The sequence below is a fragment of the Bradyrhizobium sp. CB1015 genome (assembly GCF_025200925.1).
GTDB lineage: Bacteria > Pseudomonadota > Alphaproteobacteria > Rhizobiales > Xanthobacteraceae > Bradyrhizobium.
On record NZ_CP104174.1, the window covers coordinates 437491 to 460488 of the forward strand.

Genomic DNA, 22998 nt, shown 5'->3' on the forward strand with positions numbered 1-22998 from the left:
CGGCGACACTATTCGGACGGCCGGTTGCGCTGGCGGTCGCTATACAGCTTCATGATCGCCGCGGCCGTTTCCTCGATGGAGCGGCGCGTGACGTCCAGCAGCGGCCAGTCATGCTTGGCGCTTAGCTTGCGCGCGAACGCGACCTCCTCGGTGACCGATTGCTTGTCGGTGTAGGTGTCGCTGCGGCTGCCGGACTCGGCGCCCATGGACAGCAGGCGATTCTGACGGATCTGGATCAGGCGTTCCGGCGTCGCGTGCAGGCTGACCACCAGCGGCCGCGTCAGTGTCTCCAATTGCGGCGGCACCGGAATGCCCGGCACCAGCGGCACGTTGGCGGTGCGGATGCCGCGATTGGCGAGATAGATCGATGTCGGTGTCTTCGATGTCCGGGACACACCGACCAGCACCACGTCGGCCTCGTCGAGACCTTCGACATGCTGACCGTCGTCATGGATCATGGTGTAGTTGAGCGCGTCGATGCGCTTGAAATATTCCGCATTGAGCACGTGCTGGGCGCCGACCCGGCCGGTGGTCGCAGCGCCCAGATAGGCTTCGAACAGCTGCATCACCGGCCCGATGATCGACAGGCTCGGAACATTGATCTGCTTGCACTTGTCCTCGAGTCTGGCGACCAGATCCTTCTCGAGCAGCGTGAACAGCACGATTCCGGGCGCTTCCTCGATCTCGTCGAGCACGCGGTCGAGCTGCTTCTGGCTGCGTACAAGGGGATAGACGTGCTCGACCGGCGTCACGTTGGCGTATTGAGCCGCGACCGCGCGCGCCACGGTGATGAGCGTCTCACCCGTGGAGTCCGAGACCAGGTGGAGATGGAAATAATTGTTCGAGGTCGGCACCAAAACCCTTTGAATTTCGTTGGGGTGGTTTGTGGATTTCTGTGGAGCTTAACCTCTCGGAAAGTGATGCGCGACACCAGGGGCGGGACAAGCAGCGATTTTCTTCACAAAGCTGCCGGTCAGGACAAGTCCGGCGCCCCGCCGAGAGGGAAGCGGGATTGCGCGGACAAGTCCCTTGATAAGCTGCCGATACAAACGCGCAAGCCTTTGAAGCCGACCGACTTATCGGAAGTCGACAGAGGCTGTCCGGAATATGTGGATGGATGTGAACAAGCGCGTGCGAACACGCGGACGGAATTGTGTGAGTCCAATCCACGGTCACATAGACTCAAACCTTAAGAATCTAAGATTCTAGATTTGAGGAAGGCGCTACGGACGGATATGTGTGCGGGGTAAGACCTTAACGGGTTCTTACTATCCCCAGCGTTCCCGAGCTGGGCAGCAATCCGGACCCCCGAAAATGTTCGAAGACGTCTATCTCTGGATCAAGGCGCTGCACGTGATCGCCGTCATCTCCTGGATGGCCGGCATGCTCTATCTGCCGCGGCTGTTCGTCTATCACTGCGAGGCCGAAATTGGCTCGAACCAGTCCGAGACGTTCAAGGTCATGGAGCGCCGGCTGCTCAAGGCGATCATCAACCCCGCGATGATGGTCACCTGGCTCGCCGGGCTCTATCTCGCCTGGTCCGGTCATTGGTTCTCGTTCGGCTGGCTGCACGTAAAACTGGCACTGGTCCTGGTGCTCTCGGCGGTCCACGGCTTTTTTTCCCGCTGGCTCAAGGATTTCGCCGCCGACAGGCGCCCGCGAAGCCAGAAATTCTATCGGATTATCAATGAGGTGCCGACCGTCCTGATGATTTTCATCGTCATCATGGTGATCGTGAAGCCGTTCTAGGCAAACCGCGCGGCGATTAGCTCAGCGCTTCGGCTTGCAGAGCGTTAAGCGATTTTCTATATTATCGATATCCCACCCAACGCAGGCGGATGTGGTTGTGTCCGAGCCTTCCAGAGGCCGGACACCGCATCAGGATTGAAGCCTCACCGGCGCTCACCTTGCCAGACCTGCGGACCTTACCTGCACCTGCTCGCGTCCGCATTTCAGAGCCTCCTCGCACCCCCCTCTTTTTCAGGTTACCCCACAGGACCACCCCAATGCGGGAAATCAAACTCCAGGACCTCAAGTCGAAAACCCCGGCCGAGCTGGTCTCGTTCGCGGAAGAGAACGGGGTCGAAAACGCCAGCACCATGCGCAAGCAGGAGCTGCTGTTCGCCATCCTCAAGCAGCTCTCGCTGGCCGAGACCGATATCGTCGGCGAGGGCGTCGTCGAGGTGCTCTCCGACGGCTTCGGCTTCCTCCGTTCGCCTGATGCGAATTATCTGCCGGGTCCGGACGATATCTACGTTTCGCCTTCGCAGATCCGCCGTTTCGGCCTGCGCACCGGCGACACGATCGAAGGTCATATCCGCAGCCCGAAAGAGGGCGAGCGCTACTTTGCGCTGCTCAAGGTCAACACGCTCAATTTCGAGGACCCGGAAAAGGCCAAGCACAAGGTCAATTTCGACAACCTCACGCCGCTGTTTCCGAATCAGCGTTTCCGCATGGAGATCGACGATCCCACGCGGAAAGATCTGTCTGCACGCGTGATCGACATCGTTGCTCCCATCGGCAAGGGGCAGCGCGCCTTGATCGTGGCGCCGCCGCGCACCGGTAAAACCGTGCTGATGCAGAACATCGCGCACTCGATCACGCACAATCATCCCGAATGCTATTTGATCGTGCTCTTGATCGACGAGCGTCCGGAAGAAGTCACCGACATGCAACGTTCGGTGAAGGGCGAGGTGGTGTCCTCGACCTTCGACGAGCCGGCGGTGCGCCATGTCCAGGTCGCGGAGATGGTGATCGAGAAGGCAAAACGCCTGGTCGAGCATGGCCGCGACGTCGTGATCCTGCTCGATTCGATCACGCGCCTCGGTCGCGCCTACAACACCGTGGTGCCGTCATCCGGCAAGGTGCTGACCGGCGGTGTCGACGCCAACGCGCTGCAGCGCCCGAAGCGCTTCTTCGGCGCAGCCCGCAACATCGAGGAGGGCGGCTCGCTGACCATCATCGCGACCGCGCTGGTCGATACCGGCAGCCGCATGGACGAAGTCATCTTCGAAGAGTTCAAGGGCACCGGTAACTCCGAGCTGATCCTGGACCGCAAGGTCTCGGACAAGCGCACCTTCCCGGCGATCGATATCTCGCGCTCCGGCACCCGCAAGGAGGAGCTCATCACCGATCCGCAGGTGCTCAAGAAGATGTACGTGCTCCGCCGCATCCTCAATCCGATGGGGACGATGGACGCGATCGACTTCCTGCTCGACAAGCTGCGCTCGACCAAGAGCAATTCGGAGTTCTTCGACTCCATGAATACCTGAGTGCAGTGCAACAGCGAATTTGGGGCGCCTTCGGGCGCCCTTTTTGTTGCAATTTTGCTGCAGCGAAAGCGCAGCAGGAAACTCATCAACTGACCGGATCCGAGTCAGACATTAATCTGTTGATATTCAAACTGAAACCTTGAAATCTGGCCGACCTCTTCGCATCGCGATCAGGCTTAGGTGCAGCAAATGCTGCGGCTACATTGCAATGCAACAAAGATTTGCTGCGGAACCCGGTGCAGCAAAACACTGCAGAATACTGTTGGATCGGCTGACAAAACGGATGTTTGCGTTTTGGGCGGCAGCCGGACAAATAGGCCATGCATCCGCACGACCAGACCATTTTTGCGCTCTCATCCGGCCGGGCGCCCAGCGCGATCGCCGTGGTCCGCGTCTCCGGCGCGCAAGCCGGCCTGGCGCTGACGACGCTTGCGGGCCGGCTGCCGGCGCCGCGACAGGCGAGCCGCCGGCTGCTCCGGAACGGCGCGGGCCAGTCGATCGACGATGCGGTCGTGCTCTGGTTTCCAGGGCCGGCCAGCGCCACCGGCCAGGACATCGCCGAATTTCACGTCCATGGCGGCCGGGCGGTGCTGGCGGCGCTCCTCGCCGCGCTTTCCGATATTCCGAATACGCGCGCGGCCGAGCCGGGCGAGTTCACGCGGCGCGCCTTCGAGAATGGCAAGCTCGATCTGACCGAGGCCGAGGGGCTCGACGATCTCATTCACGCCGACACCGACCGCCAGCGCCGCCAGGCGCTGCGCCAGTTGCGGGGCCTGCTCGGCGACCGCGCGCGCGACTGGCGCGAGCGCATCATCGAGGCCTCCGCGCTGATCGAGGCCGGCATCGATTTTTCCGATGAAGGCGACGTGCCGGCGGAGCTGAGGGCGCCGGCGGTGAAAGCGATCAAAGCGCTTCACGACGAAATCACAAAAGTGCTTGCGGCACAGGGACATTCTGAACGCCTGCGCGACGGCCTGGTGGTTGCGATCGCCGGCGAGCCGAATGTCGGCAAGTCGACGCTGATCAACCAGCTCGTGCGCCGCGAGGTCGCGATCGTCTCGCCGCATGCCGGCACCACGCGCGACGTGATCGAGGTGCAGCTCGATCTCGACGGCTATCCCGTCACAATCATCGACACCGCCGGCATCCGCGAGACCGACGATCCCGTGGAGCAGGAAGGCGTGCGCCGGGCCCGCGCGCGCGCCGAGGACGCCGATCTGGTGTTGTGGCTGGTGGAGGGCGGGCAAGCCGTCGATCCGGACACAATGCGCTCGCGCTGGACATCCGCGGAGGGTGTTGCTTCGTCCGGCGGCTCGGTCTGGATCGTGCGCAACAAGATCGACCTCGGCGGGGTCGGAGGAGCGGGGGCGAGCGGCGAGTTCGGGATCTCGGCAAGCCGGGGCGACGGCATCCCCGAACTGGTCAACGCGCTGGTGAAATTCGCTTCAGAATTCTTCGGGACCACCGAGGGCGCGATGGTGACCCGGACCCGCCAGCGCGAGTTGTTGAGCCGGGCCTCAGACAGCTTGCGCCGGAGTCTGGACCTTGTAGAAGACGGCGAGGAGCTTGCAGCCGAAGAACTGCGTGCGGCCGCGTATGCCTTGGGCCGGCTCCTGGGCCGGGTGGACGTCGAGCACGTCCTTGGCGCCATCTTTCAGAAGTTCTGTATCGGAAAGTAGCGCTAGTTCTTGATCCTAGAACTAGCGCTTGTTCCATTTCTTCTGTTTCACGTGAAACAGCGGCCCCGCTCGGCTTCTGTTTCAAGTGAAACTGCTTTCGGGTCCAGCCGCTTTCTGTGTAATGGCGGCGTGCTTGCTCCGGCCGGCTTCGGCGGCTCGCTGATGTGGCGAGAGATCACCTTAGATCGGGGCGTGAGGGGCCGGCGGCCCGCCGCACCTCGTCATTGTGAGGAGCCTGTCCATGACGCAATCCAGGTGCCCCACGGAGGAATTCCGGATTGCCTTCAGCGCGCTCGCAATAATGTGGAGATAGCGGTACGGCACATTGCGCTCTCGTGCCCCGGACGTAGCGCAGGGCTTCTTCAGCGGTGCGCTGCAGAGCCGGGGCCCACCTATCAGCAGCTAGAGCATGTTGTTTTTGACTGGAATCGGGATTCCCACTGGGAGCGATTTCTGATTCAACATCCATGCTGGAGGGCGGAGGCCAGCATGGATGACGCGACCCTATTCGGAAGACATCCGGGAACGGGCTTTGGCGCGAGCTGACGCAGGGGAAACGGTTCGTTCGATTGCCGAGGCGCTCCAGATCAGCCCCTCCTGCGTGACGAAGTGGAAGAATCTGAGGCGGGATACCGGAGGCCTGGCGCCCGGCCAGATCGGCGGCCACAAGAAGCGGGTTCTGTCGGATGCCAACGCCGACTGGCTGCGCAAACGCATTCGCTCGGGGCCATTCACCTTGCGCAAGCTGACGCAGGAGCTGGCTGCACGGGGGATCAAGACAGACGTGCGGGCGGTGTGGACTTTTGTTCACGCCGAGGGGCTCAGCTTCAAAAAAAACGCTTCTACCGGCCGAGCAGGATCGCCCAGACGTCGTCCGTAAGCGGACCCGCTGGAAAGCACATCAAGGCAGGATCGACGTCGCACGGTTGGTTTTTATCGACGAGACGTGGATCAAGACCAATATGGCGCCGCTACGCGGCTGGGGGCCTTGTGGACAGCGCCTCCAAGCATCTGCACCTTTCGGCCATTGGAAGACCATGACCTTCATCGCGGCGCTGCGTCACGATCGGATCAGCGCGCCTTGGGTGATCGATGGTCCCATCAATGGTGAGCTCTTCACGCTGTACGTCGAGAAGGTGTTGGCACCCACCCTCGCACCGGGCGAGATCGTCGTTCTCGACAATCTTGGCAGCCATAAGGGCAAAGCGGCTCGCCAAGCCATCCGCGCCAGAGGCGCCCACCGCATCTTCTTGCCGCCATATAGCCCTGACCTCAATCCGATCGAGCAGGTCTTCGCCAAACTCAAACATCTCATGCGAGCTGCCGAGCCCCGTGACGTGGAGGCAACCTGGAGAAAGGCTGGTGAACTCCTCGATCTCTTCTCCGAGACGGAGTGCACCAACTACTTCAAAAACTCAGGCTACGTTTCCGTATAAAAACATCATGCTCTAACCTGCTGCTTGTCGGGTCCCGGCTCTGCGCCGCAACGCAAAGGCGTTGCAGCTTGTCCGGGACACGAGAGTGGGTCAGTAATGAGGTCCCGTGGGATCGATCGCCTGAAAATCGGAGCATCACATTCCCCCCGTTACCGGCTCCGGCTCGTGGGCATTTTGTTTCACGTGAAACAGCATTGATTTCAGCGCGCCTCCTACTGTGCATGGGGTTGTTTTCACGAAAAAGCTTTCGCTCCTCGGGCACCTTGTTTCACGTGAAACGCGCCTCTCCAGTTTCCACTTCCGGCATTCTCGCCTCTGAGCTAGAAGTCCGCCCATGCGACCAGATCGAGCAAGTTTCGACGTCATCGTCATTGGCGGCGGCCACGCCGGCTGTGAGGCCGCGGCTGCCGCGGCCCGGATGGGTGCGGCGACGGCTCTGGTGACGCACCGTTTCTCCACGGTCGGCGCGATGTCCTGCAATCCCGCCATCGGCGGGCTCGGCAAAGGGCATCTGGTTCGCGAGGTCGATGCGCTCGACGGCCTGATGGGCCGTGTGGGCGATGCCGGCGGCATCCAGTTTCGCGTTCTCAATCGCCGCAAGGGCCCCGCTGTGCGTGGTCCCCGGGCCCAGGCAGACCGAAAACTCTATGCGGCGGCGATGCAAGCGGCGATCCGGGAGACCGAAGCCCTCTCCGTCATCGAGGGCGAAGCCGACGAGCTGATCGTGGTCGATGACCGGGTGACCGGACTGTGCCTGGCGGACGGCCGGGAGCTTCGGGCAGGGGCCGTTGTCGTGACCACCGGCACCTTTCTCCGGGGGCTGATCCATCTCGGCGAGAAGAACTGGCCCGCCGGCCGTGTCGGCGAGGCACCTGCGATGGGCCTCTCCAGCTCTTTCGAACGTGCCGGCTTCACTCTCGGACGTCTCAAGACCGGGACTCCGCCGCGCCTGGACGGCACCACGATCGACTGGTCCGCGGTCGAGATGCAGCCCGGCGACGAGCCGCCGGAGCCGTTCTCCGTCATGACGGAGCGGATCACGACGCCGCAGATCCAGTGCGGGATCACCCGGACCACGCCCGCGACCCATGAGGTGATCCGGGCTAACGTCCATCGCTCCCCGATGTACTCCGGCCAGATCAAGAGCTCCGGACCGCGCTATTGTCCCTCCATTGAGGACAAGATCGTCCGCTTCGGCGACCGCGATGGCCACCAGATCTTCCTGGAGCCGGAAGGGCTCGACGATACGACCGTCTATCCCAACGGCATCTCGACTTCGCTTCCCGAAGAGGTCCAGCTTGCGATCCTCGCGACCATTCCCGGCCTGGAGCGGGTGAACATGGTCCGTCCGGGCTACGCCATCGAATACGACCACATCGATCCCCGTGAGCTCGATCCGACCCTGCAGACCAAGCGTCTGCGTGGTCTCTTCCTGGCCGGGCAGATCAACGGCACGACCGGATATGAGGAAGCCGCCGGGCAGGGCATCGTTGCCGGCCTGAATGCCGCGCTCTCAGCCAGCGGTGCGGCGCTCACGGTGTTCGACCGCGCCGACGGCTATCTCGGTGTGATGATCGACGACCTCGTCACCCGGGGGATCAGCGAGCCCTATCGCATGTTCACCTCCAGGGCCGAGTACCGGCTGACGCTGCGGGCCGACAATGCCGACCAGCGTCTGACCGAGAAAGGCATCGCCCTGGGGTGCGTCGGCAGCGCCCGTATCAGGCATCACCGCGCCAAGATGGACGCCCTGAACGCCGCCCGGATGCTGTCGAAGTCTCTGACCATCACCCCGAACGAAGCGATCAAGCACGGGCTGTCGCTGAACCGGGACGGCCAGCGCCGCTCGGCCTTCGAGCTGATGGCCTATCCGGAGATCGGCTGGAGCCAGGTCCGCGCGATCTGGCCGGAGCTGTCGGCCATCGATCCTGTCATCGCCACCCATCTCGAGATCGACGCCAAATACGACGTCTATCTGGAGCGCCAGAGCGCCGACGTTGAGGCCTTCCGGCGCGACGAGGGCATGGTGCTGGCGGAGGTCGATTACCAGCTCGTTCCCGGTCTCTCCAACGAAGTGCGCACCAAGCTGGAGAAGGCACGACCGTTCACCGTCGGCCAGGCCGGCCGGATCGATGGTATGACGCCGGCGGCGCTCGGCATTCTCGCGGCCTACCTCCGCCGCGAGGCACGGAAGACTTCCAAAGCAATCGCATAAGCCAATCGCATAGGCGTTTCACGTGAAACAGCGCGGATCGGGCGGGAATCCACCGCCATCGCGACGACCCGGAGCGGGCGAGGGCGCTGGGCGCCGAATTGAAGGGGGATCAGCCAGCCCGAAGATCAGCAAGACCGCGGCCAATGACGGGGCGCTCGATTCCATCATCGCCGCCGACAAGATCGCCGCTCTCAAGCTCGCTTCCGTTTCACGTGAAACCGAGGAGCGGCTTGATCGCTACATCGCGCTGCTCCGGGAGTGGCAGGCCAAGACCAATCTGGTCGCGCCATCGACCTTGCCACAGCTCTGGACCCGGCACATCGCCGACTCGCTCCAGCTGGTCGATCTCGCGCCGACTGCAAAACGCTGGGCCGATCTCGGCAGCGGCGGCGGATTCCCCGGCGTCGTGCTCGCCTGCGCCATGGCCGGCACACCTGGCGCGAGCGTCCATCTCGTCGAGCGAATCGCCAAGAAGGCCGCCTTTTTGCGTGAAGCGATCCGCGTCACCACATCTCCGGGAGTCGTACATCTCGCTGAGATCGGGGATAATGTGGATAGAATCACCGGCCCCGTCGATTGCGTCACTGCGCGTGCACTGGCTCCGCTACATCAACTCATCGGCTTTGCGGAGCCGCTGATGCGCCAGGGCGCGAAGGCGTTATTTCTCAAGGGTCAAGATGTAGAGGCTGAATTGACCGAAGCCGCTAAATATTGGAATATTCAGCCGCAGCTCCACCAAAGCCGCACGGGCGACGGTTGGATCGTGGAGCTCAATGCCGCTGAACGGCGCAGTTGAGGGGTGAGTGGGGGAATTGCGATGAGCGTGATTGACGAACCGCAGCAGGAACAGACGGCCCAAAAGACCGATGAGGTCCCCCATGGCCATCCGCGCATCCTTGCCTTGGCGAATCAAAAAGGCGGCGTGGGAAAAACAACCACAGCGATCAACCTTGGCACGGCGCTCGCGGCGATCGGTGAGCGCGTCCTGATCGTCGATCTCGATCCGCAGGGCAATGCCTCGACCGGCCTCGGCATCGATCGCCGCAATCGCTCCTGCTCGACCTATGACGTGCTGGTCGGCGAAGCCGCCTTGCGCGAGGCGGTGGTCTCGACCGCGGTGCCGCGGCTGCACATCGCGCCGTCGACCATGGACCTCTCCGGCCTCGAACTCGAGCTCGGCACCACGCCCGGCCGCGCCTTCAAGTTGCGCGACGCGATCGGCGCGCTCAACAACAACGTCTCGCCGGACGCCGACTACACCTATGTGCTGATCGACTGCCCACCCTCGCTCAACCTGCTCACCGTCAACGCGATGGCGGCGTCCGACGCGATCCTGGTGCCGCTGCAGTGCGAGTTCTTCGCGCTCGAAGGTCTGTCGCAACTCTTGCAGACCGTGGAGCAGGTGCGCTCGACGCTCAATCCGAACCTGTCGATCCACGGCATCGTGCTGACCATGTTCGACTCGCGCAACAACCTGTCGAACCAGGTCGTCGCCGACGTCCGCCAGTTCATGGGCGAGAAGGTCTACAAGACCATGATCCCGCGCAATGTGCGCATCTCGGAAGCGCCGTCCTACGGCAAGCCGGTGCTGGTCTACGATCTCAAATGCGTCGGCAGCGAAGCCTATTTGCGGCTTGCCACCGAAGTGATCCAGCGCGAGCGCGAGTTGCGTACGACGCATTGACGCGACGTCGATCCGTAGGATGGGTAGAGCGCAGCGAAACCCATCGCCACGTGCACGGACAGCGATGGGTTTCGCTTCGCTCTACCCATCCTACAAGTTTTGAAATTCAGTTCTGGAGTGCTGCACCGTGAATCCAAGGGAGCTGGCGATGGCCGACGAAGCGCGTTCGCGACTGGGCCGGGGTCTTGCAAGTCTGATCGGCGACGTCGGCGGCGAGGCCCAGCATGTCGATCGTCCGCGCGCGCAGCGCAAGGTGCCGATCGAATTCATCAAGGCCAATCCGCGCAACCCGCGCCGCACCTTTTCGGACACCGAGCTGAAGGAGCTCTCCGACTCCATCAAGCAGCATGGCGTGATCCAGCCGATCGTGGTGCGTCCGGTGAAGGGCGCGCAGGATCGCTACGAGATCATCGCCGGCGAACGGCGCTGGCGCGCCTCGCAGATGGCCGGCCTGCACGAGGTGCCGATCGTTCCGGTCGACATCAGCGACAGCGACGCGCTGGAATTCGCGATCGTCGAGAACGTGCAGCGCGAGGACCTCAACCCGATGGAAGAGGCGCAGGGCTATCACGCGCTCGCCAACGAGTTCAAACGCAGCCAGGACGACATCGCCAAGGTCGTCGGCAAGAGCCGCAGCCACGTCGCCAACATGATGCGGCTGACCAAGCTGCCTGCGGAGGTGCAGGCCTTCATCGCGACCGGCGAGCTGACCGCCGGCCACGCCCGCGCGCTGATCGGCGTGCCCGATCCGCTCGCCGCCGCCAAGCGCATCGTCGAGGAAGGTCTCAACGTCCGCCAGGCCGAAGCGCTCGCGCACGAAGAGGGCGTGCCCGAGCGCAAGCCGCAGAAGGCGCGCGCCAGCGGCGGCAAGGAGAAGGACCCCGATACGATCGATCTGGAGAAGCGCGTCAGCGACGCGCTCGGCCTCAAGGTCACCGTCAATCACCGCGACCCCGGCGGCTCGGTGCAGATCAACTACCGCAACCTCGATCAGCTCGACGAGGTGATGAAGCGGCTGGCCAAGGGCGCGCTGTAGACGCGCCGGCTCTCTAAAGTCCGTCACCCCCGCGCAACGGCGAAGCCGTTGTCGCTGGAGGTGCCGCTTCTTCAGCGGCCCTCGAAGGGCGACGGCCCGGCTGCATCTCGGCCGTTCATCCTTCGAGGCTTCCCGCGCGCCGCATTGCGCCGCGCGGCTCGCGCCTCAGGATGACGGATTTGGTGCTTCGCTCCATCATTGCGGGTGCGTCTGCATCCACCTCGTCATCGCGAGCGCAGCGAAGCAATCCAGAATTTTTCCGCAGAGGGACTCTGGATTGCTTCGCTGCGCTCGCAATGACGTGGCGAGAGAGCGGAGGCCTAGCCCCGCCGTTTTGCATTCGCGGCGATCGCCATCAGCGCGCGCTGGGCGATCGCGGCGGCGAGGGTGGACTGTTTGCGGGTGTCGAGCGCGGCGGTCGCGAGCTGCTCGATCACAGCGGCGAGCCGCGCAGGGCTGAAATTGCGCAGCGCGGTTTCGACCGCGGGCTTTCGTGAAAAATGCAGGCGCGGATAGCCGCCCTCGAGCACGGCAGAGGCAGGCGTGCCGTCGGCAATCGCCAGCGCGGATTTGTGCAGCCACGCCGCCTGGCGCTGCGCGGCGGAGATGATCACGCCGGGATAGGTCCCCGCGATCATCGCCTTTGCAAACTCGGTCTCGACGATGTCGGGCCGCCCGGCGAAGGCGCCGTCGACGATCGGATCGAGCTTCAGCTCCGAGGCATCGGCGACCACCGCCATGACGTCATCCAGCGTGACCTCGCCCTTGCCGTGGGCGTAGAGCGTCAGCTTGCGCAGCTCGTTGCGCGAGGCCTGGCGGTCGCCGCCGAGGAACGACATCAGCGCCGCGCGGGCGTCCTGCGCGATCCGCAAATTCGCGATGCGCAGCTCGTCGTCCATCAGCTTGGCAAGATCGCGCTCGGTGTCGGGATAACAGCCGATCGCCACGGCGGTCTTGGCCTTCTCGCAGGTCTTGCGCAATGGCGATTCCGGGCGGAGCTCGCCGGCCTCGATCACGATGCGGCAATCCTTCACGTTCATCTCGGCGAGCGTCTCGATGCCGCTGGCAAAGCTGCGCGAGCCGGCGCGAATGCGGATGGCGCGGCGGCCGCCGAACAGCGGCACCGTCATGGCCTCGTCGACGAGGCGCGAAGGCTCTGCGGAGAGCTCGTCGCCGTCGAGCTTGACCAGCGAGAATGGGTCGTTGGGATCGTCGACGCTGGACGCGATCAGCGCATCGGCGCGCTCGCGCACCAGACCCGCATCGGGACCGTAGAGCAGGATGATCGGACGGCCCGCATCGGGGCGGGCGAGAAAGGCGTCGATCTCTTTTCCCCGCAGTGCCACCATGGTCCAGATTGTCATTCCGGGGCGCGCGCTGCGCGAACTACGGTGCGCAATTGCGCACCAGAGAATCCAGAGGTTTCGCATCGAGATTCCGGGTTCGCCCTTTGGGCGGCCCGGAATGACGAAATGAACTACGTCCCCGCGGTGAAGAACGAGGCGAGACGGGTCGTGATGTTCTCGGCGATCTCGTTGGCGGCACGATCCTCGGCATCGCGCACGGCGCGGGTGCGCGAGAAGCGCTGATAGGACCCCGGCATATCATAGGACACGCGCGAGAACGTCGAGCCGGTCATCACCGACCGGCCGGTCGCGACCTCGACCAGATTGTACTGGGCGTCGATGCCGAGATTTTCGCTGGTCGGCAGTCCCGTCGTGGCGCTGACGATCAGCGAGGAGCGGGTGGTGGTGAAGCGGATGTCGAGCCGGTGGGTCGGCGGCATGCCCGTCGCCGTGCCGTATAGCTTGAAGGCCAGCGCGTTGCGGATCTCGACGCCGACACGGGCCTCGCGGGAGGCATTGGGCTTGCTGATCGGGGGCAGCTCGACGCCCATCAGCTTCTCGCGCAGGCCCGGGGTGCCGTCGCTGCGCTCGGCGTACATCGGCTGGAAGCAGCCGGCCGTCAGCGCCGCCAGCGCGGCGACTGCCAGCAAGCGGGCTGCGATACGGATCCTAGCCGACAACATTCACGATCCTCTTGGGGACGATGATCACCTTGCGGACGGGCTTGCCGTCCAGCGCCAGCTTTACCGCATCGAGGCCCAAAACGGCAGCCTCGATTTCCGGATTTTGGGCCGCTGTTGCAACTGTGACCTCACCCCGCTTCTTGCCGTTGACCTGGACCACCAAAGTCACGCTGTCTTCAACCAGCAAATCGCGTTCGATTTTGGGCCAATCGGCCTCCGAAACCAGCCCCTTTCGGCCCAGAACCTGCCAGCACTCCTCGGCGAGGTGCGGCATCATCGGTGAGAACAGCTGGACCAGAATCTGGCTGGCCTCCTGGATCGCCCAGGCGAGATCCGGGGCGGGCTGGCCGGGGCGCTGGAGCACTTCCGAGAACGCATTGGTGAATTCGCGGATATGGGCCAGGCAAACGTTGAAGTGCAGCCGCTCGATGCCGGTGGTGACCTTGTCCAGCGCGCCGTGGGCGGCCTTGCGCAAAGCGGTGGCGTCCGGGCCGAAGCTGGCCGGGCGGGCGGCCGGCGCGGCCTTACCGAGCTCGACGGCATCGTTCACCAGCCGCCACAGCCGCTGCACGAAGCGCGAGGCGCCCTGGACGCGCTCGTCGCTCCAGATCACGTCGCGGTCGGGCGGGGAGTCCGACAGCATGAACCAGCGGGCGACGTCGGCGCCATAGGTCTCGATGATGTCGTCGGGGTCGACCGTGTTCTTCTTCGACTTGGACATCTTCTCGATCGGGCCGATCGCGATGTCTTCGCCCGTCGTCAGCAGCGTGGCGCGCCGTCCGTTGCCGCCGACCTCGACCTTCACCTCGGCCGGCTGCACATAGGTGCCGTCAGCCTTCTGGTAGGTCTCGTGCACCACCATGCCTTGCGTGAACATGCCGGCGAACGGCTCGTCCAGCGCGATGTGCCCCGTCGCCTTCATCGCGCGGGTGAAGAAGCGGCTGTAGAGCAGATGCAGGATCGCGTGCTCGACGCCGCCGATATATTGGTCGACCGGCAGCATCCGATTGGCGACCGCAGGCGTCGTCGGCGAAGCCTCGTTCCAGGGATCGGTGAAGCGCGCAAAGTACCAGGACGAGTCCACGAAGGTGTCCATGGTGTCGGTTTCGCGGCTAGCCTTGCCTCCGCATTGCGGGCAGGTGACGTGCTTCCAGGTCGGATGATGATCGAGCGCGTTGCCGGGCTTGTCGAAGGTCGCATCGTCAGGCAGCTTCACGGGCAGGTCGGCATCCGGCACCGGCACCACGTCGCACTTCGGACAGTGAATGACGGGAATCGGGCAGCCCCAATAGCGCTGGCGTGAAATGCCCCAGTCGCGCAGGCGGAAATTGACCTGACGCTCGCCGACCGGCGCGTTGCCGCGCAACTCCGTCTCGAGCCGCTTCGCCACCTCTTCCTTGGCCTGCTCGATGGTCATGCCGTCGAGGAAGCGCGAATTGATTATGCGGCCGTCACCGTCATAGGCGGTGTCGGTGATGACGAAGCTGTTCGGGTCCTGGCCTTCCGGGCATACGACCGGCGTATTGCCGAGATTGTACTTGTTGACGAAGTCGAGGTCGCGCTGGTCGTGTGCGGGGCAGCCGAAGATGGCGCCGGTGCCGTATTCCATCAGCACGAAATTGGCGACATAGACCGGCAGCTTCCAGGAGGGATCGAACGGATGCACCGCGCGGATGCCGGTATCGAAACCCTGCTTCTCTGCAGTGTCGATGATCTCCTGCGCGGTGCCGATCTTCTTGATCTCGGCGATGAACTCCGCGAGCTTAGGGTTCTTCGCCGCGGCGGCCTGCGCCAGCGGATGATCCGCCGAGATCGCCATGAACTTGGCGCCGAACAGCGTGTCCGGGCGGGTCGTGAAGATCTTCAGCTCGCTCTCGCCCGCCGGCGTCGTCGCCGCGTCCAGCGCGAAGCGGATCAACAGCCCCTCCGAGCGGCCGATCCAGTTGCGCTGCATCAGCCGCACCTTGTCGGGCCAGCGGTCCAGCCCGTCCAGCGCCGACAACAGCTCCTGCGAGTACTTCGTGATCTTGAAGACCCACTGGTTCATCTCGCGCTGCTCGACCACGGCGCCGGAACGCCAGCCGCGGCCGTCGATCACCTGCTCGTTGGCGAGCACCGTCATGTCGACGGGGTCCCAGTTCACCTTGCGCTTCTCGCGCTCGGCAAGCCCTGCGCGCAGGAAGTCCAGGAACATCTTCTGCTGGTGCTTGTAATAGGAGGGATCGCAGGTCGCGATCTCCCGCGACCAGTCCAGCGACAGCCCGATCGAGCGGAGCTGCTTCTTCATCGCGGCGATGTTGTCGTAGGTCCAGGCTTTCGGCGCCACCTTGCGCTCGATCGCAGCGTTCTCGGCCGGCAGGCCGAAAGCGTCCCAACCCATCGGGTGCAGCACGTTGAACCCCTTGGCGCGCATGAAGCGGGCCAGCACGTCGCCGAGCGTGTAATTCCGGACATGGCCGATATGGATGCGCCCGGACGGGTAGGGGAACATCTCGAGCACGTAATATTTCGGCCGCGGATCGTCGTTCTTGGAGACGAAGATCGCCTGCTCGTCCCAGAGGCGTTGCCAGCGCGGTTCGGCGTCGCGGGCGTTATAGCGTTCGGAGGTCATGGATTCGTTGGGTTTTCGTGGGTTCGGCCGTCAAGACGGCGGACTAGGCCATAGAAGACCTCGGGGGGTCAATGGGTTGCCGCGCGTTGGAACTTTGACGACGCCTCCGCATAACTACGAGGGCCCGCGTTGGGGTGTGATTAAGGGCTCAATGGCAATTTGCGGCCGGACAAGGCCGCGTTACCGCAAATGGATTCCAGCTTCGACGATCCCGATTACGACTATGCCGCGTCCATCGCTGGGCGGGCGGTGCGGAGCATGGCTGAACAGCGGATTGCGCCGACCCCCGCCAATTTTGCGGTCTGGTACCAATATTTCGCGGGCGGCCACGACGATCTGCGCAACGCAATCGATCTCCTGATCGACCACAATCGTCCGTTCGACACCCGAACCAATCAGGATCTGTTCAACACCTACGTCGCGCCCCAGGTGAGTGCCGTCGTGGTCGACACCTCCGAGCGGCTGCAGGCCGTCATGGGGGCGGCGAAGGAGTTTCTGGCGACTGCGATCGCCGACAATCATTCGCAGATGCAGGTCATCAGCCGGGTCGCCGACCAGGGCAAGGCCGGCGTCGATCCAAAGCTGCTGGTTGCCCAGCTCATGAACGAGCTGGCGCGGGCCGCCACGCGGGCGACGCGGCTGGAGGCAGGCTTTGCGGAAAAGACCCGCGAGCTCGACGTGATCCGCGATTCGCTGTCGCGATCCGAAGAGCGCGCCCGGACCGACACGCTGACCGGGCTGGCGAACCGGCGGGCACTCGATGAATTCCTGCGCAAGGCGCAGACGACCGCGGAATGGGGCGAGCCGCTCAGCGTGCTGATGCTCGACATCGACCACTTCAAGTCCTTCAACGACAATTTCGGCCACGGTGTCGGCGACCAGGTGCTGCGCCTGATGGCCAATGTGCTGCGCGAGAAGGTTCGCGCGCAGGATCTGCCGGCCCGCTATGGCGGCGAGGAGCTGATCGCGGTGCTGCCGGACGCCGATCTGGCCGCTTGTGCCGAGATCGCCGAACGCATCAGGCGCGCGATCGCCGAAGCCACGATCACGCGTCGTTCGACCGGCGAGACCCTGCCCAGTATCAGCGTGTCGATCGGCGTGGCGCAATACCGGGTCGGCGAGACGATGACGGATCTGATCGAGCGCTGCGACCGCGCGCTCTATCTCGCCAAGGGCGGCGGTCGTAATCGTGTCGTGACGGAGATCGAGCTCGAGCGGGCCGGGGCTGCGGGCTGAAGCATGATCCGGAAAAGTGCGAAGCGGTTTTCCGGAAAGATCATGCAAGCGCGATGATGGTTCATCCGAATCGCATCGCGCTTCAGGCGCTCGCCACCATCATCATCTCGGCCGTGCCGGTCGTGATCGCCTGCACGCCGTGCTCGACGACGTTGTTGCGGCCGCGGTGCTTGGCGGCGTAGAGCGCGGCGTCGGCGGCTTCGATCAGGTCGCCTGGGCGAAGGGTCTCGTTCGGCTTGGTCGCAGCGACGCCGATCGAGACCGTGACGATCATGTGGTGCGAGGTGATGTGCGGCAGGCAGAGCCTCAGCACGGCCGAACGCACCTGCTCGCCGATCTCGACGGCGCGCGTCACGTCGGTGTTCGGCAGCAGCAGACAGAACTCCTCGCCGCCGTAGCGGGCCGCGAAGCCCATCGTATCGGCGGCGATGCCGGACAGCGATTCGCCGAGCCGCGTCAGGCAGGAATCGCCTTCGAGATGGCCATAGGTGTCGTTGAACAGCTTGAAATGGTCGACGTCGATCATCAGAAGCGCGAGCTCGCTGCCATATTGCTGCGCGCGCATCCACTCGAAATCCAGCCGGCTCTGGAAGCCGCGGCGATTGGCGAGACCGGACAGCATGTCGATCGAAGCCATCACCGTCAGGCGGTCGTTGCTTGCGAGCAGCTCGCGTTCGCGCTGGCTCAGCCGCGCGGCCATGGCGTTGAACGCGCGGGCCAGCGGCACGAACTCGGCGGGCAGGCGATTGCGCGCGGCGCGGGCCGACAGGTCGCCTTCGCCGACACGCTTGGCCATGTCGGCGAGCATCTCGATCGGCTTGATCACGAGCTTTTCGGCGGCGATCAGCGCGCCGAGCAGGACGAACATGAGCACGAAGGCGAACTGCAGATAGGCGGTACGGATGTCGCGGCTGACCGCGGCGGACACCTTGTCTTCGTCGATGCTGGCGATCAGGCGGGCATTGGTGCCGGCGATGCGGATATAGCTGACCGCGCGGCGGGAGCCGTCGGCGGCGAGGAAGGACAGCGAACCCTCATCCTGATCGGACCGCAGCGCCTTGTCGGCGATCGCGGACATCAGCGGCATGTTGTCGAGCGGACGGCCGACCGCGCTGTGCTGATCGGCCGGTGCCGCCAGCACGGTGCCTACGCCGTCGACCAGCACCGCAGTGATGCCGGCGCGACCGCCCAGATTGTTCATGACCTTCGACATCCAGTCGAGATTGACGGTGGCGAGCACGACGGCATCGGCCACACCGCTGAAGGCGGACACCGGATAAGCCGCCATCACCGTCGGCGACGGCACCGGCCGCGACATGATGAAGTCGCTCAGCACGAAGCGGCCGGTTTCCTGAGCCTGCTGGAAGTACGGCCGGTCACTAAGATCGAGGCCGACATACATGTTGTTGGTGGCGCATTGGATGCGGCCGTCCTGGCCGGCGATCAGAAGCGTGCGGATCCAGGGGAGGCTCGACGGCAGGCTCGCGCGCAGCACGTCGCAGCTCTTGCTGATGCCGCCGGCGGAGGCGCGGATGAAGGCCTCCGATTTCAGGATGGTCTCGACCGACGAGATCACCTGGCGCTGCGCATCGGCGCTGTGCCTTGCCACAATGGTGAATTCAGCCGCAGCCTGCGCGATCTGCCGCGCGCGCGTGTCTTCGAGCGAGCGAATGCGCTCGAGCATCAAGGGCGCCACCAGAATCACCGCGAGCAACGCAAGCCGCGCCCGGATTCCGAGAACCTGCTTGAGTTTCGCTCGTTTGCGGTTGAGACTGACGCTTGCCATTTTCGCTACCCACCCCACGGGCTAAGGTAAAGCGAAGGGTTCAAAAACTGTTTCTTGAACTCGGTAAAATTGGACCTAACCCGGGCTCGGGTCACAGCCAAGAGATGTCATGACAGAAGCCAACGCCGCGCCGGTAACCGGCGATTCACCAAACGCGCTCGCCGCGGTCGAAGCCGAAATTGCACGCGCCTGCAGGGACGCGCAGCGTGACCGCGCCTCCGTCACGCTGATCGCCGTGTCCAAGACGTTCGCGGCGGATGCAATTACCCCGGTTATCGCCGCCGGTCAGCGCGTATTTGGCGAGAATCGGGTGCAGGAGGCCAAAGCCAAGTGGCCGGCATTAACGTCTGCTTATCCCGGTATCGCGCTGCATCTGATCGGGCCGCTGCAATCCAACAAGGCGAAAGAGGCGGTCGCGCTGTTCGACGCCATCCATTCGGTGGACCGTCCGAGCATTTGCCAAGCGTTAGCCAAGGAAATCGAATCCCAGAACAAGCACCCGCAGCTGTTCGTTCAGATCAACACCGGCGAGGAGCCGCAGAAGGCCGGCGTCGCCCCCGGCGAGGCCGATGCCTTCATTGCGAGCTGCCGCGACACCTACGGGTTGACGATCTCCGGATTGATGTGCATCCCGCCGGTCGAGGAGCCGCCCGCCGCGCACTTTGCGCTCACCGCCAAGATCGCCGCGCGCAATGGCTTGACGAATCTCTCGATGGGCATGAGCGCCGATTTCGCCACAGCGATCATGTTAGGTGCCACCCATGTGCGCGTGGGCAGCGCGATCTTCGGGCATAGGTAGTTGCCGTTAGCGAGGGCCTGTCGTGTCCCGGACAAGCCGCAACGCCAACGCGTTGCGGCGCAGAGCCGGGACCCAGAGCAACGCGTTGATGTGCGGCGAAATGGGCCCCGGCTCTGCAGCGCACCGCTAAGGGGCGCTGCGCTGCGTCCGGGGCACGAGCAGCAAATGCTGCACTCGTGATGACGTAGAGGGAGACGGGATCGCAATGACGGCGGCGCCCCTCACCCGATGATGATCTTTGTTCGCGGGCCCAGGCGCCGCAGCAATTGCAGCATCGCAGATTTCGTCATGGAGACGCAGCCGGCGGTCGGGCCGAAATTGTCGCGGGCAAGGTGCAGGAACACCGCGCTGCCGCGGCCGGCGATGCGGGGTCGCGTGTTGTGGTCGATCTCGATGATGAAGTCGTAGAGATGATCGGCGCGCTTGAGCCGGTCGCCGCCCTGCCCCTCCCCGAGCCGGATGCTCTGGTTGTAATGGCGGTCCCGCGGATCCTCGCACCAGGCGTCCGCGTCGGTGATGATCCGGGCCGGCAGGAACGTCCGGGGACGGCTGTGCCGGTCGCCCCGCCACCACAATTGCCTAGGCCGGAAGCTGCCTCTGGGGGTGCCGCCATCGCCCTCGAGCTTGTTGGCGAGAATGCCCCCTCGCCCCAGCGCAACCGGAATGGTCAGCGCTCCGGCCGTCAGCCAGCCCCGCCGCGGATTACCGGCAGCAGGCTTAACGCGGATCGCCGAGAGCGGCCCGGCGATTCGATTCTTGGTGTAACCGACTGAAGCTGCTTTATTTTTCATGTGAACGCGCAATGTCGAATTCATTACAGGACATTCATCAAAACGGCCTGCTATTCTGAGTTAGAGTGCTTCTGGCTTGTGAATCGGTAACAGCCCACTACTTCAACACGAACAACAATAATAACGGCGACCTTAAACTTCCCTCGCGGCTGGGTGCGGCATGGATGCGCGCCGAGCCGGACCCTAAAAGGATGACCCCCCATGGCCAATGCCCGCAAGATCCTCATCGTGGATGACGATACCGATCTGCGCGATACGTTGGTGGAGCAATTATCGCTACACGAAGAATTCGAAGCCTCCGCCGTCGATACCGGCGCCAAGGGCGCCAGCGCCGCGAAGGCCAACTCTCCCGATCTGGTCCTGATGGATGTCGGCCTGCCCGACACCGACGGCCGCGAGGTCGTCCGCTCCTTACGCAAGGGCGGCTTCAAGGCCCCGATCATCATGCTGACCGGGCACGACACCGATTCCGACACGATCTTGGGCCTGGAATCCGGCGCCAACGATTATGTGGCAAAGCCCTTCCGCTTCGCCGTGCTGCTGGCCCGCATCCGCGCCCAGCTCCGCCAGCACGAAGCCAGCGAGGACGCGGTGTTCTCGGTCGGCCCCTACTCCTTCCGTCCCGGCTCGAAGATGCTGACCGCGGCCAATGCCCGCAAGGTCCGTCTCACCGAGAAGGAGACCGCGATTCTCCGCTTCCTCTACCGGGCCGGCCAGATGCCGGTGTCGCGCGAGACCCTGCTCCAGGAGGTCTGGGGCTACAATTCCGGCGTCACGACCCACACGCTGGAAACCCACATCTACCGCCTGCGCCAGAAGATCGAGAAGGATGCCGCCAACCCGGAGATCCTGGTGACGGAAGCCGGTGGCTACAAGCTGGTGCCGTGATACGCTTCGACGGGGTGCGAATCGTTTTAGATCGCATGCCCTCGAGCCTCGGACCTGAATGTCAATCGACGATGATGTAGCGCTTCTCGAGCGTGTCCCGACACTGCGCCTGTTGGGAGACGCCTCGTTGCGCATGCTGGCGATCGGCTCCGAGCAGCGTGACTTCGTCCGCGGCGACGTGCTGTTCAATCTCGGCGACGACGCCGATGCCGGCTTCGTGGTCCAGCGCGGCGCCTTCCGGGTCGAGGACGGCGCCGGCGCCGAAATGATCGCCGGCCCCGGCGCACTGATCGGCGAGCTCGCGCTGGTGGTGCCGATGAAGCGGCCGTCGAGCGCGATCGCGCTGGAGCATTCTTCCGTCATCCGCGTTGCACGCAGCCTGTTCCAGCGCGTGCTCGAAAGCGATCCCGCCGCGGCGGTGCGCCTGCGCGACGAATTCGCGGTGCGCTCCAGCCAGATCGCCAGCGATATCCTGATGGCGGGTGCGAAGCTGACGAGCTGACGTCGGCGCTCTGTTTTGTAGCCCGGATGGAGCGCATTGCAATCCGGGACAGTCTTTCCGCAGGCGAGAATCCCGGATTTCGCTGCGCTCCATCCGGGCTACGGGAGCTCACACCTCCAGCGTCACCGTCACCGGCACATGGTCCGACGGACGCTCCCAGCTGCGGGCATCGCGCAGAATCCTGAAATCGCTGACCGCGTCCTTCAGCGCGCGCGAGACCCAGATGTGGTCGAGCCTGCGGCCGCGATCGCCGACCGTCCAGTCGGGCGAGCGGTAGCTCCACCACGTATAGACCTTCTCCGACATCGGAATGCGATCGCGCGCGACGTCGACCCATTCGCCGGCATCGAGCGCCGCCTTCAGCTTCTCGGTTTCGATCGGCGTGTGCGAGACGACTTTCAGAAGCTGCTTGTGCGACCACACGTCGTTCTCGTGCGGGGCGACGTTGAGATCACCGACCAGGATGTGGCGATCCTCACCGCGCGGATGCAGCGGCTCGCACGCCTTCATCTCGTCGAGGAAGCGGAGCTTGTGATCGAACTTCTCGTTCACGAGGGGATCGGGAATGTCGCCGCCCGCGGGCACGTAGAAATTATGCAGCACCAGCGGTTTTGCGATGCCCGCCTTCTCGCCGAACGACACCGAGATGTGGCGTGAATCGATCTTGTCGCAGAAGGTGCGGATGTCCTTCGATTCGAATGGGATCTTCGAGACGATGGCGACGCCGTGATAGCCCTTCTGCCCGTTCAGCGCGACGTGCTCGTAGCCGAGCCGCTTGAAGCGCTTCAGCGGAAAGGCATCGTCGATGCACTTGGTCTCCTGCAGGCACAGCACCTCCGGCCGCGCGCTCTTGAGAAACTTCGCGACCAGGTCGATGCGCAGCCGCACCGAATTGATGTTCCAGGTTGTCAGGGAAAGACGCATGGGAGCGGTCTAACAAACTCCATTCGTCATGGCCGGGCTTGACCCGGCCATCCACGTCTTTTTGTCCGATCCGAAACGTGGATGCCCGGGACAAGCCCGGGCATGACGGT

The 22998-nt window shown here is 63.9% G+C and carries 19 protein-coding genes; 12 read left to right on the forward strand and 7 right to left on the reverse strand.

The annotated features are described in order from the left end of the window. Positions 1–8: 8 nt before the first annotated feature. Entirely contained in the window at positions 9–854 is an 846-nt protein-coding gene (locus N2604_RS02040; RefSeq protein ID WP_197954102.1) for a pyruvate, water dikinase regulatory protein, read from the reverse strand. A gap of 460 nt (positions 855–1314) precedes the next feature. Here N2604_RS02040 and hemJ point away from each other — a divergent pair, with 460 nt between their 5' ends. From hemJ to N2604_RS02080, 8 genes are all read left to right on the forward strand, one after another. Further along, on the forward strand, positions 1315–1749 hold the full coding sequence (hemJ, locus tag N2604_RS02045; protein ID WP_260373568.1) for a protoporphyrinogen oxidase HemJ: 435 nt from the start codon (positions 1315–1317) through the stop codon (positions 1747–1749). Between the two features lie 257 nt (positions 1750–2006). After that, entirely contained in the window at positions 2007–3272 is a 1266-nt protein-coding gene (rho, locus tag N2604_RS02050) for a transcription termination factor Rho (protein WP_011083462.1), read from the forward strand. Positions 3273–3592: 320 nt separating this feature from the next. After that, positions 3593–4951 carry a tRNA uridine-5-carboxymethylaminomethyl(34) synthesis GTPase MnmE gene (gene mnmE / locus N2604_RS02055; RefSeq protein ID WP_260373569.1) on the forward strand — a complete coding sequence of 453 codons (1359 nt, stop codon included), beginning with the start codon at positions 3593–3595 and terminating at the stop codon, positions 4949–4951. A gap of 493 nt (positions 4952–5444) precedes the next feature. Beyond that, a protein-coding gene (locus N2604_RS02060) for an IS630 family transposase (RefSeq protein WP_260370534.1) occupies positions 5445–6387 on the forward strand; the annotation gives its coding sequence in 2 pieces (ribosomal slippage) (positions 5445–5780 and positions 5782–6387; 942 coding nt in all). 334 nt (positions 6388–6721) lie between these two features. Further along, entirely contained in the window at positions 6722–8602 is a 1881-nt protein-coding gene (gene mnmG, locus N2604_RS02065; RefSeq protein ID WP_260373570.1) for a tRNA uridine-5-carboxymethylaminomethyl(34) synthesis enzyme MnmG, read from the forward strand. A 22-nt stretch (positions 8603–8624) separates the two neighbouring features. Continuing rightward, on the forward strand, positions 8625–9398 hold the full coding sequence (rsmG, locus tag N2604_RS02070) for a 16S rRNA (guanine(527)-N(7))-methyltransferase RsmG (RefSeq protein WP_409241671.1): 774 nt from the start codon (positions 8625–8627) through the stop codon (positions 9396–9398). Between the two features lie 21 nt (positions 9399–9419). Then, positions 9420–10286 (forward strand): ParA family protein, encoded by an 867-nt coding sequence (locus N2604_RS02075; protein ID WP_036044952.1) that lies wholly within the window; start codon positions 9420–9422, stop codon positions 10284–10286. A 148-nt stretch (positions 10287–10434) separates the two neighbouring features. Then, on the forward strand, positions 10435–11322 hold the full coding sequence (locus tag N2604_RS02080; RefSeq protein WP_212257855.1) for a ParB/RepB/Spo0J family partition protein: 888 nt from the start codon (positions 10435–10437) through the stop codon (positions 11320–11322). 320 nt (positions 11323–11642) lie between these two features. Here the strand turns inward: N2604_RS02080 and holA are convergent, their stop codons facing one another. The 3 genes from holA to leuS all read right to left on the reverse strand — a co-directional run bounded on the left by holA (position 11643) and on the right by leuS (position 15962). Further along, positions 11643–12671: a DNA polymerase III subunit delta gene (holA, locus tag N2604_RS02085; protein ID WP_260376410.1), complete on the reverse strand. Its 1029-nt coding sequence runs from the start codon at positions 12669–12671 to the stop codon at positions 11643–11645. Between the two features lie 128 nt (positions 12672–12799). After that, positions 12800–13351 (reverse strand): LPS assembly lipoprotein LptE, encoded by a 552-nt coding sequence (lptE, locus tag N2604_RS02090; RefSeq protein ID WP_260373571.1) that lies wholly within the window; start codon positions 13349–13351, stop codon positions 12800–12802. Continuing rightward, complete coding sequence (leuS, locus tag N2604_RS02095; protein ID WP_260373572.1) at positions 13338–15962, reverse strand: leucine--tRNA ligase; 2625 nt, start codon at positions 15960–15962, stop codon at positions 13338–13340. The genes lptE and leuS overlap by 14 nt, the downstream gene beginning before the upstream one ends. A 189-nt stretch (positions 15963–16151) precedes the next feature. On the opposite strand from leuS, the gene N2604_RS02100 reads away from it, so the two are divergent. Then, positions 16152–17198, forward strand: a complete 1047-nt coding sequence (locus tag N2604_RS02100) for a GGDEF domain-containing protein (protein ID WP_260373573.1) — start codon at positions 16152–16154, stop codon at positions 17196–17198. A gap of 82 nt (positions 17199–17280) precedes the next feature. Here N2604_RS02100 and N2604_RS02105 read toward each other — a convergent pair whose 3' ends face one another. Continuing rightward, positions 17281–18984, reverse strand: coding sequence for a diguanylate cyclase domain-containing protein (locus N2604_RS02105; RefSeq protein WP_260373574.1), 1704 nt, complete (start codon positions 18982–18984; stop codon positions 17281–17283). 109 nt (positions 18985–19093) lie between these two features. On the opposite strand from N2604_RS02105, the gene N2604_RS02110 reads away from it, so the two are divergent. Then, positions 19094–19783, forward strand: coding sequence for a YggS family pyridoxal phosphate-dependent enzyme (locus tag N2604_RS02110; RefSeq protein WP_260373575.1), 690 nt, complete (start codon positions 19094–19096; stop codon positions 19781–19783). Between the two features lie 221 nt (positions 19784–20004). On the opposite strand, the gene N2604_RS02115 is transcribed toward N2604_RS02110, so the two are convergent. Then, the gene (locus tag N2604_RS02115; protein WP_260373576.1) at positions 20005–20574 is read right to left on the reverse strand and encodes a L,D-transpeptidase; all 570 of its coding nucleotides are present in this window, start codon (positions 20572–20574) and stop codon (positions 20005–20007) included. Between the two features lie 201 nt (positions 20575–20775). Here N2604_RS02115 and N2604_RS02120 point away from each other — a divergent pair, with 201 nt between their 5' ends. Both N2604_RS02120 and N2604_RS02125 read left to right on the forward strand, forming a co-directional pair. Then, positions 20776–21462, forward strand: coding sequence for a response regulator transcription factor (locus N2604_RS02120; RefSeq protein ID WP_008142830.1), 687 nt, complete (start codon positions 20776–20778; stop codon positions 21460–21462). A 58-nt stretch (positions 21463–21520) separates the two neighbouring features. Further along, positions 21521–21964 (forward strand): cyclic nucleotide-binding domain-containing protein, encoded by a 444-nt coding sequence (locus tag N2604_RS02125; RefSeq protein ID WP_018646009.1) that lies wholly within the window; start codon positions 21521–21523, stop codon positions 21962–21964. Positions 21965–22072: 108 nt separating this feature from the next. On the opposite strand, the gene N2604_RS02130 is transcribed toward N2604_RS02125, so the two are convergent. Then, complete coding sequence (locus N2604_RS02130) at positions 22073–22888, reverse strand: exodeoxyribonuclease III (protein WP_260373577.1); 816 nt, start codon at positions 22886–22888, stop codon at positions 22073–22075. Positions 22889–22998 lie beyond the last annotated feature (110 nt).

Coding starts and splice junctions, on each gene's coding strand:
- lptE (WP_260373571.1), bottom strand. CDS start 13,351: ATGTTGTCGGCTAGGATCCGTATCGCAGCCCGCTTGCTGGCAGTCGCC.
- N2604_RS02130 (WP_260373577.1), bottom strand. CDS start 22,888: ATGCGTCTTTCCCTGACAACCTGGAACATCAATTCGGTGCGGCTGCGC.
- mnmE (WP_260373569.1), top strand. CDS start 3,593: ATGCATCCGCACGACCAGACCATTTTTGCGCTCTCATCCGGCCGGGCG.
- N2604_RS02105 (WP_260373574.1), bottom strand. CDS start 18,984: ATGGCAAGCGTCAGTCTCAACCGCAAACGAGCGAAACTCAAGCAGGTT.
- N2604_RS02080 (WP_212257855.1), top strand. CDS start 10,435: ATGGCCGACGAAGCGCGTTCGCGACTGGGCCGGGGTCTTGCAAGTCTG.
- N2604_RS02120 (WP_008142830.1), top strand. CDS start 20,776: ATGGCCAATGCCCGCAAGATCCTCATCGTGGATGACGATACCGATCTG.
- N2604_RS02110 (WP_260373575.1), top strand. CDS start 19,094: ATGACAGAAGCCAACGCCGCGCCGGTAACCGGCGATTCACCAAACGCG.
- N2604_RS02100 (WP_260373573.1), top strand. CDS start 16,152: ATGGATTCCAGCTTCGACGATCCCGATTACGACTATGCCGCGTCCATC.
- mnmG (WP_260373570.1), top strand. CDS start 6,722: ATGCGACCAGATCGAGCAAGTTTCGACGTCATCGTCATTGGCGGCGGC.
- hemJ (WP_260373568.1), top strand. CDS start 1,315: ATGTTCGAAGACGTCTATCTCTGGATCAAGGCGCTGCACGTGATCGCC.
- N2604_RS02075 (WP_036044952.1), top strand. CDS start 9,420: ATGAGCGTGATTGACGAACCGCAGCAGGAACAGACGGCCCAAAAGACC.
- holA (WP_260376410.1), bottom strand. CDS start 12,671: ATGGTGGCACTGCGGGGAAAAGAGATCGACGCCTTTCTCGCCCGCCCC.
- N2604_RS02115 (WP_260373576.1), bottom strand. CDS start 20,574: ATGAAAAATAAAGCAGCTTCAGTCGGTTACACCAAGAATCGAATCGCC.
- rho (WP_011083462.1), top strand. CDS start 2,007: ATGCGGGAAATCAAACTCCAGGACCTCAAGTCGAAAACCCCGGCCGAG.
- N2604_RS02125 (WP_018646009.1), top strand. CDS start 21,521: ATGTCAATCGACGATGATGTAGCGCTTCTCGAGCGTGTCCCGACACTG.
- leuS (WP_260373572.1), bottom strand. CDS start 15,962: ATGACCTCCGAACGCTATAACGCCCGCGACGCCGAACCGCGCTGGCAA.